Raw genomic sequence first — 11,633 nt, 5'->3', positions numbered from 1 at the left:
CTAGCTTTCCTCCATTTACAAATAAAGGACTTGATTACCAAAAGAGATAATCCAAGTCAAACCAATATGTTGATTAAATGACATTAATCTTGAAATCGATATATTATAAGATATATTGACATCGAATATTATAACTATTATTTATATTGAAAATAATCGGTTTGAAAATACCCTCTACCCCAAAAAAGGAGAAAATATAATGTGTAAAAAATTTTGTATACTTGCTGTTATGATTTCAATTGTCCTCTCTTCCTGCGCTCCTGTGGCCTTTATTGGCGGGGCAGCTATAGGGCTGGGCGGCTACAAATATTATGATGGCAAACTCGTTGTTATATACCCTGCTTCACTGGAAAAAACATTTGATGCATCCATATCGGCCATGGAAAATCTTGAATATCAGATATATGAAAGGCAAAGGAAACTCACATCAGGGAAAATAGTAACCACAGGTTCAATAAAGGATCAGATCAAGCTCTCCTTCAAGTATCATTCAGTAGAAGAGACTGAGGTAACCATACGCGTTGGCCTCATGGGCGATGAGGCTGCAAGCAATAAGATAAAAGACAAGATCAGCGACTATCTGTTTAATAAATAACAGGTAGTGGCAGGTGTAAGACAGTTCTGGTATCTCTAACCAGAACAGTTTTAACACCGGGCTCCCTCGCGTTTAAAGCAGGATATTCTTGTTTAATGGCTATGCCCTGTGCACCGGTTTTATCAATAAAATACGCATCATACTTCTTTTCTTTATTTGGCAATCTTCACAAAAAACATAAGAAAGCATTAAAACATTGATATTTAAGCCTCCTTGATTTAAGTTAATATAAAATAATTATTCATAAAATTTTTCTAAGAATAAAACAATGCCCGATAAAAACTTGCAGGTATTAATGGAAAACCCCTTTCCCAGGTCCACATCTGTTGCAGACAGAATTCGACTGCTCATGAATGTTGTCGGGCAGAATGATGTGCTGGCAATCATTATGAATGCTGATCCTGACGCAATGGCAAGCGCCATGGCGCTTAAAAGGATATTCTGGAGAAGAGTGCGAAAAATAAATATCTATCATACCAACATCATCAAAAGAGATGACAACCTTGCCATGATTAACCTGCTTAAACTTGATCAGAGGCATATCAGAAAGATGAACCCGGAGGAGGTGACAAAGTTTGCACTGGTAGACTCGCAGCCTTCACATGGTGAGCTGTTAAGCAAATATGAGTATGATATTGTTATTGATCACCACCCTTTTATAGCACAGTCAAAGGCCATGTTTATGGATATTAAAGAGGAATATGGCGCAACCTCAACCATACTTACAGAATATCTCCGTGCAGCAGGCATAAAGCCTTCACCAAGACTTGCAACAGCCCTTTTCTACGGGATAAAGACAGATACCGACAATTTCACAAGAGAATCAACACAAAATGATATCAATGCCTTCCGGTATCTTTTTCAGTTCGTTAATACTAATAATATAAAAAAGATCGAGTCATCTGAACTTACCAGAAAGACCCTGGAGAGTTATAAAAAGGCAATGGGTAATTGCATTTTCATAAAAGACAGGGTCTTTATACCAATGGGAGTTGTGGATAACCCCGATACACTTGTAATGATAGCCGATTTTTTTATCAAGATGGCAGATGTGACATGGTCAGTGGCAGCAGGGATAAGCGGGAAAAAGCTTATAATAATTTTCAGGAATGCAGGCTTCAGGTATGATGCAGGCAAACTGGCAAACAGGCTCTTTGGGGAGTATGGATCTGCTGGAGGGCACAAGAGCGCTGCCAGGGCAGAAGTCCCCCTTGCCAATTTGGAAAAAGATGTGCCTGACGGGGTTGATTTTGCCCAGTTTATTATCGCGAAACTCAGGAGCATATAAGAGAGGAGCAGTTAAAAGGGAATGCAGTCAAATATAATAGATGAAAAACTGATATCTGAAGTCAAAAGTTCAATCAATGACAGGAACAGCAAGTACCTTTCAAAACTCATAGATAACCTGCGCCCTGCTGACCTTGCAGACCTGATCGAACACCTGAAACAGGAAGAGAGGATTTATCTCTTTGAAATGCTTGAGCCTGAGGGTGCCGGAGAGGTGCTCATTGAGATAGAGGCCCCGATACAGGAAAGTATTATTCATGATCTTGACAACAAGGCCATTACAGAGATTGTTCAGGAACTTGATTCGGATGATGCAGCAGACCTGGTAGGCGACCTGCCAGCCGAAAGGGCAAAGGACATTATAGAGACCCTTGATGACACAGTCTCTGATGACCTTGAAAAACTTTTACCCTATGATGAAGATAGCGCTGGCGGCATCATGGCGCTTGAATATGTTGCAGTTAAAGACCATTGTACCATCAGGGAGGCTATTGAAATAATAAAGTCAAAAAGAGAGGAGGTGGAAAACCTTTATTATCTCTGGGTGGTGGATGATTTCGGGAAGCTTGTCGGTGTTGTTTCGATGAAGGACCTGATCTTGGAACCCTCTGAAAGATTGATACGTGAAATCATGAATACCGAGATCATATCGGTTGATGTAAACCGTGACCAGGAAGAGGTAGCACAGCTCTTTAAAAAATATGACCTTGTAGCCATACCGGTAGTTGATGAATATAACCGGCTTGTAGGGCGCATTACTCATGATGACATTATTGATGTTCTTGAAGAGGAGACGGATGAAGACATATCCCTTATGGCCGGTGTTATGCATCAGGAGATTACAGAGGATTCATATATAAAGATCTCAAAGGCAAGGCTTCCCTGGTTGATTGCAGGGCTTTTCGGAGGGCTGCTGGCAGCAGCTGTGATCAACCGGTTTGAACATTCGATTGAAAAACTGATAGCACTGGCCTTCTTTTTCCCTGTTATCATGGCAATGGGTGGAAATACCGGCACTCAGGCATCTACAGTAGCAGTAAGGGGCCTTGCAACAGGCGATATAAGTCTGGTGGATGTCTGGAAAAGGTTATGGGTCGAGATGAAAGTAGCGATGGCAAATGGCCTGATATGCGGGGTATTGCTGGGTATAGTTGTATATTTCTGGGTCGGAAACATTGGCCTGGGCCTTGTGATAGCCGTTTCCCTCATGATGATAATAATAATATCAGGCTTTATTGGCGCAGCAGTTCCTCTGGTGCTCAAAAGGATAAATATTGACCCGGCCCTGGCAACTGGCCCATTTGTAACAACAACCAATGATATCCTTAGCCTGCTTATATATCTTGGCCTTGTGACAGTTTTTCTTAAACTCGCCTGACCCGACCCCTGTTATGCGACTAATGTTTATGACTTCCTTTCTGGGAAGTAAGACTGGATAAGATTATGCCAGTAATGCCTCCAAGGATAATGATCACTTTCTGGTAATGCCATATCCCGGTTGTTGAGAGATTAAGGTCTGGTATTATAAAGTTAAGGTAATGCACCATTATGGGCAGAAGCAGGAGTGATATAATTAGGTTGGCGGACTGGAATACCAGATTCTTTTTAAAAAATTTAACAAGAAACCCCAGGAACTGGGCAAACGCATCCATTCTCCTTAGTTTATTCTCCAGCGCTATCAGTTCAACGGAATAGCCTTTCAGCTTATCCAGCGTATCATGAAATTCCCTTGCTGCCTGATGCTTCATTTTTTCATGCACAATCTCAATATTGTACTCCATGCTTCTCAACCTGCCTGCTACAGGTCTGACCATAAAATCATAGGGAAGTAATTCGAGATATTTTTTACACCTCTGCATCAACTGGTCAATTTCTTCCTCTATTTTTGAAAGTTTGATCTCACGGCCTTTAACAATCCTGTTGCCTAAGTTAAGGATATCCTCTTCATAATGGATCACATCAAGATACCCGAAAAAGCTGTTTGTACTCATAAGCTGTGCTATCTTGGCGATATGAGTATTTGCCTCTATTATTTCTTCAGCCTCTTTGCCAATGATTTTTTCAAGTCCTGTCAGCTCATCCTTTGCAATCGGCAAAAATTTTTCAGCCTTTTCCTTTGCTTCTATAAGAAGATAATCAACACTGGAGGCAATTTCTCTCTGGTAATTTGCGAGTTCAGGATCAATCAGTGCATAGATATAATAATCCCTGTTTTTCCTGATCAGTTTTATCAATTGTTCGACAGCAGAATTAATGTTGCCGCTATGGAACTTTGAAAGGATCTCAAAATATGTCGCCTCTGTACAGTGAGGAGAAAGCTTCAGTATCTTTCTTAATGACTCCCTGGCCTTATTGTATTCCCTTGACAGGGTGGATATCCTGTACATGAGAAAATGAACAAATATCTTTTCAGGGATCCTTACAGCCGTCTCAAGCGCCTTTTTCAGTATCAGTGAGGCATTCTTCAACTGATTGTTTTCGATATACATGAGCCCTGCAATACAGTACAGCTTGTAGTCAGTGCTTTTTTTCTTTATCTCACTCTCAATAATGGATTCAACCTGGGTGTGATTTGATACCCTGAGGCAGTCAAACCCTAACCAGAGCAGCCCTCCCCTGTCATTATCTTCCTGGCTGACCTTTATCCGGTTCCAGTTATCTTCCTTTGTATTCCATATGGTCCTTAAAAGTCTCAGCTGGAAAACGCCCTTGAGTTCATAAAAGGCATTATGGGCCATATATATGGGATCATTTTTATTCATCGATTCAATATTGTTTAATATGGCGGGGTTGGCCTGGAGATAATTTAGAAACAGGCTGTTTATACTGTTCAGAGGCATATACCCCAGTTTCTCAATATATCCTGACAACTCTGTAATCATTTTTGAGGGACAGGCTTTTGTTTCATGGGACTGGCTCCCGCAATAAAAACATGGGGTAAAATCGCCATTTACAAGGGCCTGCTGATACCTGAACATTGTTGTGCCTTCCTGGTGGCTCTCTTTGTCCTGGGACAAAACAAGGAAAGAGCCGTTAGACCCTTTTCCGCTGTTCAAGCTTATATTATGAATACCTTCATTGATCATCATCTTAAATGCATTCTCGGTTGTATATATTTCACCTGGCTCAAGCTGGTTAAGGTTAGTCTTGAGATTATTCAGGGATATTCTGCCTGCAATGATATAGGCGCCACTGTCCAGGATTATCTGTAAGGGGAGGCACATGTTTGCCTCATCACCCATATTTGTCTGAAGATAGCCGGTAATGTGTCTTGCAATCTCATATGCAAGGGAGGTCTTTTTTACAATAAGGCTTATTGAACGATCACTGTTGATCTGCTCCTTTTCGATAGTTACAACCGACCAGAACCTGCTCTTTTCTGCTATCAGCTTGTTCCAGAGATTATCAAAACGGCGGCTTCCCAGGTTAAATATCGGCCTTAAATGCAGAATCGTCTTCTTTGTAGGGTCAAGCGCTATATGGCTGTCCCATATAACCTTGAAGAGCTTCAGATCCTTTATTGCACTATTGGTCTTTGGCACCTCAAAGCCTTCAAATCTTACAAGAGGGATATTTTTTATTGTGGAATGGAGTTCCCTTGAAATCAGTATTTCATCACCTGAGGCAAGGGGCAGGAATTTGGCAGCCATGTTTACGACATCACCAAATATGTCGCCCTCATCGATGATCCCGTCACCATAGTGAACACACAGCCTTATATGTATCTCACCCTTTTCCTTTTTTTCATTATTATATGTCTGGAATTTCTGCTGTATCTTTATGGCTGACTTGAGTGCATCTTCAGGATTAAGAAAATAGGCCATAACAGAATCACCAAGCATCTTGACTACCTTGCCGCCAAAGTCACTGACAGCAGGGGATGCAAGATCCTGATGGATTTTAAGCATCTTTCTACCTTCTATGTCGCCGTTTTTCTTAAAATATTCCGATGACCCCACTATATCGGTAAAAAGCACCGCCATCTTCTTGATGGCATCCTTTGAATAGTCTGTCTTTGGCTTCTGGGGGATATTCAAACTATTCTCCTGTTTTGCACCTGTCAACATTCGGCTGTTCCTTTGCCCACTTCGATATATTTGCGGTTATAGTCAGCTGTACAGCATTAATCTTACCAATATGCATGGCTTCCCAATGTATGATCGTCACAAGGCATATAAAACTTAATTATTTATTGAATTTGTTAAAAAATTCCTGAATTAGCCAGCCTGGGGAATAAAAATGAAAAAGCACCCAAAAGGGTGCTTTTTATTGGTTTGATTTGGTGGAGCTGATCGGGATCGAACCGACGACCTCTTGAATGCCATTCAAGCGCTCTCCCAACTGAGCTACAGCCCCGGAAGAGGGTGCGATATTAACAATACATCGATACCATGTCAATAAGATATTGACATGACATGAATATCAATTATAATCCCACAAAAAATCATGCCGGAGTGGTGAAACTGGTAGACGCGCTGGACTCAAAATCCAGTGAGCTTTACGCTCGTGTCGGTTCAAGTCCGACCTTCGGCACTTTTAAAAACAAGCACCTTGAAAAATCCAACGTCCCTAACACTTACACCACAATACTTTTACCACCGTTAACCTTTAAAAGCCTTGCCAATACTGTCTTTTCTGATTTACTATTTTTCATTTTCAACAGCTTGGTCAACAGAATGGTCAACATTTATTTTTTCCTGCCTGTATTCTTCCAGGCGTTCCGCTGCTCTTTTCAGATCCTCAACATCAACAGTGTTATACCGGGCAAACATGCTATGATCTTCATGCCCCATGATTGCCTGTATAACGCTCTGATGTATTCCAGCGCGGCGCATGTCAGTATTGACAGTATGTCGGATAGAATGAAACGTGAGCCCCCCTTTGCGTCCATATGCAAGACCTGTCTTTTTGACAGCCGCTTGGAAGCTTGCCCGGACATCATAAACAGGCTGCCCCTTGAATAAAAAAAGATATTCACTCTGAAAGTTAACCGGCATTTTTCTGAAAAGGTTCAAGAGCTCCTTATTCATTGGAATGGTCCTTGGTCGGCCATTTTTTGTATCTTCTGCTTTAAGCTGGATAAGACCTTCTCTCATGTTCAAATGACTTCGTTTAAGGCCTAAAACTTCAGATCTTCTCATACCGGTATGATATGCGGTTATCGTAATCGGCTTTAAAAAATCTGAGCAATTGTCAATCAGCGCATACGCTTCTGAAACACTCAACACTTCATCCTTAACATTGGCGCCTGCCTTTAACTGTTTTTTTACCAGTTTAAACTTTCGTAAAATATCCCCAGATACTTTTTCATTATTCCAGGCTTTATATACCATGGCTTTAGCCGCGCCCATTTCTTGATCAATTGTCGCCGGTGCAAGCTCTTCAGCCTTTCTCATTGCTTGATAGTTCTCTAAATCCTCAAGCTGTATATTTGATACTAAGGTATCCCCGAAAACAGAGTTAAATTTCCCCAATGCAAGTTTTACCCTCCAGGCGGATGAAAGGCCTTTAATCGAATCAAGAGACAAATACCATTCTGCAAGCTGATTGAAGTTCCATTTAGATTCTTTTTTTACATCCAGGATTCGGTTTTCGGATTTCTGGACCTCCCTTTTTGATAATGCCTTTCGCGCATCCATGATCGAATATCCATCCAGATCAGTATATGCGGAAACTGACTCCCTTTTTTGTTTTCCATCAGGCATACGATAACTGATCCAGTATTTAATTTTTTTAGATTTTTTTGCAGCATCAAGGTCCTGCCCACAGAGACACACTTTGTTTTTCACTGCCTGCTTTTTATGACATACGAAACATTCTTGCAAAATTGCCATTTTTTACCCCTTTCTTTTTAAGTTTATAATTTCACTGAGAAAGCATTCTTCAGTGAGGTAAATACATATTCAATGTAACAAGCCACCACTATGGCAATTGTTAAAATGAAAAGGTTATACAAAGGATACCCTTCTGCATTAAAATCGATTGTAGCCTTAAATAACTCATTACAGACCCTGTTCTCTATTTCCTCTACCCACTTTATTCAGCCAATTATGAAAGGCCTGCGGAGTTATATTATATTTTTTTGATATAAAAACTTTGGTGCTGCCATTGTCCAGCAAGTGAAAAATTTCTTCCTTAACAGAATCAAGTCTCGATTTCCCTGATCCTATAGGCCGACCCGGTGCCCGTTTTTGGGTAGCTGTTTTTTCCAGCAAAGGATCTTTCTGATCTGATTCTGACTTTATTACTGAATGTGTAGAGGATAGTGTATCGCTTTTACTTTTAAAAAGTACCTTTCCATTTACTTCCAAGGGCTCCAAATCAATCATTTTTAATTTATTTGTCATGCTTGGATAAAACCTCCTATTTATTCTTGATTAATTTATCAATTATATTATTTTTACTTTATCTTTTAGTCAAGTAATATTAAGCAAAGGATATTTGAAAATTTATTTATTGTGAAGCTTGGGTTTAATACCCCGCCCCTTGAGGCGTTCCATGTTTTTTAGATACCCCGTCGCTTGCGGCGGGGAGGTTTCATTCCAAAATATTTTTTAAAAGACAGTTAGAATTTTCCAGATACATATGATATGTTCGGCAATAATCTTTTCTTAAATGTAAATATAACCTCTATATACTTACGCGAAAGGACAGTTATCATGACTACTAAGGAAATTAAAGAAACGATACTAAGACCTTGTCCTGTATTGAATAAAGTCTTCTTTATTCCATCAATTTGGTACGAACATAATGGTCAAATAATACCACCTCAATGGATTACTGATTGTCCCAATAAAAATGAGTGCGAAGTTGGTAAAACTAATCCTCCGGATTGGGATAAATGTCCTTTGCCTAAAAAACCTCAGTAAGAGAGACACTGATATTCGCTACATTTTCAGGTATTGGTAAATCATGTTCAAAAATCACAAGAGTTGGAGCCGGAGCCCAGAAGTATATACCCTTATCATCTTTAAAGAAATAATTTGCCTGTACCTTTATTTTAACTTTACCGCTACCAATTTGTATTGGAAGTAACAAAGAAGGCGCTTCGATAATCGATTCACCATTAGACCCATAATTATTTTTTTTTATTATACTTCCCATGAATAACCTCTCAAAATCTATCTATCAATTATCAGAAACCCTGAAAGCGTTCTGTCCATGCATCCAGGGTTTCATTTCATATTAAAGGCCAAGATCCGCCCTTTGCTGCATTCGATTTGCTTCCGTTTCGTTGTCTCCTGAAAAAGAACCCAATATTGCTTTATTACTAACTTTTACAGGTCCCATAGGTTCTTTCGGTATTGTTGAAGAAAGTGTCGGTATCAAGGAAAACTCGCTTCCATAAAAAATATTGGAAAAAATTTTCACTTCCTGCAGAAGAGTTTCAAGCTCTTTTTCATGGGCCATTATCGCCGTGCAGAGTTGAAATTTTTTCAGCTCTTCACCCCAAGGAAATTCCAGGGCCTGAAACACCTCATAACTCTTACATTTCATGAAAATTTGGTAAAGCCCCGACTGCAAAGGGTTCCGCATTTTGCCAAGTTCTTCAATCAACTCAGTAACAACTTTGCCATAATCATTAAGGGCCTGTAACCCTGATAAAATCTCATATGCTTTTTTTAAATACGGGCCTAACTTTTCATAATAATTTGTTTGCAGTTCTTGTTTAAGGCTTGCAACTGCAAACTCATTCTGTAAAGTATCAAGCTGGCCGTCAAGAATCTGAAGAGCTCCTTCGAGCTGCTCATTTTCTGTTTGTAATATTGTTATACGATTTACCCCGGATGAAATCGACGCAGGTTTTCTTTCCCTGTCAGCTGTATTTATGATCAACTTGATATTTGAGGCCCTCAAGCTGCCTATTTCCTTTTCTTTATCGGCCTTTTCAGCCTTCAAGGCATCGATCTTTTGCTTTATCTCATCGATTTCATTGGTTAATTCAGCGACTGTCTTCATGATTGTTTCCCTCCCCTTTTAAGGATACGATCAACAAGGGCGTCCTCAAGGAGGTCTTCCCGGGCCTCTTCGCGGGTCATGCCTTCAGCCTCAATTTTACCAATGGCCTTTCGTTTGATCAAAGGATCTGAATTTCCAAGAGCGAGAATTTGGTCAACCATTTTATCCTCTGCCCTTTCATCAAAAGGCATAGAGGCCTCTTGATTCGCCATTTCAACATGGGCAGCATTATCCTGGCCCTCTAAGCGCGTTATCCTTTTGCCCAGGCTGATAGAACCCTCTGAAAGCCGGTCAATCCTTTCCTCATGATTTCCAATCCCTATTGATGCAATATGCCTTGAAGAAGTTGCATCACCCTCAGGCCAACCCGCACAAATAACACGTAAACCATTTTCTGTCTGACAATCCATAAAATTCATTTCTTTTCCCTCCATAAATAATATTGTTTGTATGTTTGATTCCCCTTGGGATTTTTTTCCTTATATGCGTAAAAAACCTAACAAATTTGTGGTCACTTACCGCAGTCGCAAAACACCCCCCCGGGTGTCTATGATTTTGGGAGGGGGGGGTATGTTCTGATATCATTGTGCTACCGCCTTCCTTCAGCATCCATAAACCCCCTGCTATATGGTCTGCCTTTCCTTCCTGTATGGCCTGACAGGGAGGAAAAGAAGGAGCCCGGGGCATCCTTGCAAGAGGGCGAGGTTTCCAGGTCTCCCCCGATCCGGATATGCCCCGGGTATTTCATAACCCCGGAACACCCTGCAAGTCGGCGCATCGGCCAATCTGTCAGGTAAATGTCCCAGTGTAAACTTGTTGACTATGTGATGACCAAGGCCTTTAAGACCATTGCCAGTAAAGGGTCTTGATGTTATCAACTGGATTATAAATCCAGCGCGTCTACAAGCCATTACAAGCTATCAATGTAAGATTGAACGTCTCTTAAATCGAATCTGATCAAGCCTCGTTTGTTGCCTATCCGTTTGGCCTTTATTCTCAAAGTTCCCGCGCTATGTTGATTATATAAGGACTTCGGATTCACATTTAAAATAGTCGCAACCTGCTTGATGTTTAAAAGCTGCGGTATTCCCCCTTCTTGTTTTTTTTCTGCAATCATTTTATGTTTCCTCCATTTAAAAATATTATTAATAATAAATAGTTAACCTTATTTTTTGTTAAGGCCCATTGCGACCTCATAACCCTGCCCGTGCTGCCTTATATATTCCTGAGTATGTTTTTTATCCTCAGGGCCTTCTCCAGTTGATACCATTTCATTGTACTCATTCAGTAACCGCGATAAAGCCAAGATATTTTTTGCTTCAGGGAAACTCTTTGAAGATCGTAATCTGCGGCTAAGATCATTTGCCAGTCTCCCTATTTCTGCCATAAGTTGTTGTTTTTGCATATATTATCTCCTTACACATGTATGCGCCCGGCATCATATACTGTATACATTTTCAGACTCAAAACACATATCTTTAACAAAAGCGTATAATATTTAACAATAACAGGGATATAAAGCATTATGATTAATCTTTTGAGGAAAAGGATTGTATCCTGAAGGATATGTATTTCATGTTTAAAAATACTGTAAATTTTTATGAAAGTTTGTTTTTTTCCCATGATATTTTTAAAACCTTTTTTATTATATGAAAGTCCGTTTTTTAAAACGGACACCTATATCTATACCTATAAAACCTATATAAAAACCTGTATAAATACCTATATTGTCGGTAATTCTAAGACAAACCGCGGTAAAATTACGACAAACAGCGCCCAAATTAAGACACGA

Annotated in this window: 12 protein-coding genes and 2 tRNA genes; 4 read left to right on the top strand and 10 right to left on the bottom strand. The window is 40.1% G+C overall.

Annotated elements, in window-relative coordinates; all coding sequences use genetic code 11:
* The first annotated feature begins 199 nt into the window (after positions 1–199).
* From GX654_05995 to mgtE, 3 genes are all read left to right on the top strand, one after another.
* Positions 200–595, top strand: a complete 396-nt coding sequence (locus tag GX654_05995) for a DUF3568 family protein (protein ID NLD36405.1) — start codon at positions 200–202, stop codon at positions 593–595.
* A gap of 295 nt (positions 596–890) precedes the next feature.
* Entirely contained in the window at positions 891–1,883 is a 993-nt protein-coding gene (locus GX654_05990) for an exopolyphosphatase (protein ID NLD36404.1), read from the top strand.
* A 21-nt stretch (positions 1,884–1,904) separates the two neighbouring features.
* Entirely contained in the window at positions 1,905–3,260 is a 1,356-nt protein-coding gene (mgtE, locus tag GX654_05985; GenBank protein ID NLD36403.1) for a magnesium transporter, read from the top strand.
* Between the two features lie 19 nt (positions 3,261–3,279).
* Here the strand turns inward: mgtE and GX654_05980 are convergent, their stop codons facing one another.
* Together GX654_05980 and GX654_05975 are read right to left on the bottom strand one after the other, a co-directional pair.
* Positions 3,280–5,949: a hypothetical protein gene (locus GX654_05980; protein ID NLD36402.1), complete on the bottom strand. Its 2,670-nt coding sequence runs from the start codon at positions 5,947–5,949 to the stop codon at positions 3,280–3,282.
* Positions 5,950–6,162: 213 nt separating this feature from the next.
* Positions 6,163–6,238, bottom strand: a tRNA-Ala gene (locus GX654_05975).
* A 92-nt stretch (positions 6,239–6,330) separates the two neighbouring features.
* Between GX654_05975 and GX654_05970 the strand changes: the two genes are divergently transcribed.
* Positions 6,331–6,415: transfer RNA gene (locus tag GX654_05970), tRNA-Leu, on the top strand.
* 110 nt (positions 6,416–6,525) lie between these two features.
* Here the strand turns inward: GX654_05970 and GX654_05965 are convergent.
* The 8 genes from GX654_05965 to GX654_05930 all read right to left on the bottom strand — a co-directional run bounded on the left by GX654_05965 (position 6,526) and on the right by GX654_05930 (position 11,246).
* The gene (locus GX654_05965; protein ID NLD36401.1) at positions 6,526–7,716 is read right to left on the bottom strand and encodes a tyrosine-type recombinase/integrase; all 1,191 of its coding nucleotides are present in this window, start codon (positions 7,714–7,716) and stop codon (positions 6,526–6,528) included.
* Between the two features lie 168 nt (positions 7,717–7,884).
* The gene (locus tag GX654_05960; protein ID NLD36400.1) at positions 7,885–8,229 is read right to left on the bottom strand and encodes a hypothetical protein; all 345 of its coding nucleotides are present in this window, start codon (positions 8,227–8,229) and stop codon (positions 7,885–7,887) included.
* Between the two features lie 505 nt (positions 8,230–8,734).
* Complete coding sequence (locus GX654_05955; GenBank protein NLD36399.1) at positions 8,735–8,986, bottom strand: hypothetical protein; 252 nt, start codon at positions 8,984–8,986, stop codon at positions 8,735–8,737.
* Positions 8,987–9,067: 81 nt separating this feature from the next.
* Positions 9,068–9,781, bottom strand: coding sequence for a hypothetical protein (locus GX654_05950; protein NLD36398.1), 714 nt, complete (start codon positions 9,779–9,781; stop codon positions 9,068–9,070).
* Positions 9,782–9,837: 56 nt separating this feature from the next.
* Complete coding sequence (locus GX654_05945; protein NLD36397.1) at positions 9,838–10,260, bottom strand: hypothetical protein; 423 nt, start codon at positions 10,258–10,260, stop codon at positions 9,838–9,840.
* 204 nt (positions 10,261–10,464) lie between these two features.
* Positions 10,465–10,752, bottom strand: coding sequence for a hypothetical protein (locus GX654_05940; protein ID NLD36396.1), 288 nt, complete (start codon positions 10,750–10,752; stop codon positions 10,465–10,467).
* The gene (locus GX654_05935) at positions 10,752–10,958 is read right to left on the bottom strand and encodes a helix-turn-helix domain-containing protein (protein ID NLD36395.1); all 207 of its coding nucleotides are present in this window, start codon (positions 10,956–10,958) and stop codon (positions 10,752–10,754) included. Before GX654_05935 ends, GX654_05940 begins: the two co-directional genes overlap by 1 nt.
* Positions 10,959–11,006: 48 nt before the next feature.
* Positions 11,007–11,246: a hypothetical protein gene (locus GX654_05930; GenBank protein ID NLD36394.1), complete on the bottom strand. Its 240-nt coding sequence runs from the start codon at positions 11,244–11,246 to the stop codon at positions 11,007–11,009.
* Positions 11,247–11,633 lie beyond the last annotated feature (387 nt).

This window comes from Desulfatiglans sp. (assembly GCA_012513605.1).
GTDB lineage: Bacteria > Desulfobacterota > DSM-4660 > Desulfatiglandales > HGW-15 > JAAZBV01.
The sequence above is the reverse complement of the archived record's forward strand: the minus strand, read 5'-3'. Positions and strand labels throughout refer to the sequence as shown.

Coding starts and splice junctions, on each gene's coding strand:
- GX654_05935 (NLD36395.1), bottom strand. CDS start 10,958: ATGATTGCAGAAAAAAAACAAGAAGGGGGAATACCGCAGCTTTTAAAC.
- GX654_05930 (NLD36394.1), bottom strand. CDS start 11,246: ATGCAAAAACAACAACTTATGGCAGAAATAGGGAGACTGGCAAATGAT.
- GX654_05945 (NLD36397.1), bottom strand. CDS start 10,260: ATGAATTTTATGGATTGTCAGACAGAAAATGGTTTACGTGTTATTTGT.
- GX654_05980 (NLD36402.1), bottom strand. CDS start 5,949: ATGTTGACAGGTGCAAAACAGGAGAATAGTTTGAATATCCCCCAGAAG.
- GX654_05960 (NLD36400.1), bottom strand. CDS start 8,229: ATGACAAATAAATTAAAAATGATTGATTTGGAGCCCTTGGAAGTAAAT.
- GX654_05940 (NLD36396.1), bottom strand. CDS start 10,752: ATGGCTTGTAGACGCGCTGGATTTATAATCCAGTTGATAACATCAAGA.
- GX654_05965 (NLD36401.1), bottom strand. CDS start 7,716: ATGGCAATTTTGCAAGAATGTTTCGTATGTCATAAAAAGCAGGCAGTG.
- GX654_05995 (NLD36405.1), top strand. CDS start 200: ATGTGTAAAAAATTTTGTATACTTGCTGTTATGATTTCAATTGTCCTC.
- GX654_05955 (NLD36399.1), bottom strand. CDS start 8,986: ATGGGAAGTATAATAAAAAAAAATAATTATGGGTCTAATGGTGAATCG.
- mgtE (NLD36403.1), top strand. CDS start 1,905: ATGCAGTCAAATATAATAGATGAAAAACTGATATCTGAAGTCAAAAGT.
- GX654_05990 (NLD36404.1), top strand. CDS start 891: ATGGAAAACCCCTTTCCCAGGTCCACATCTGTTGCAGACAGAATTCGA.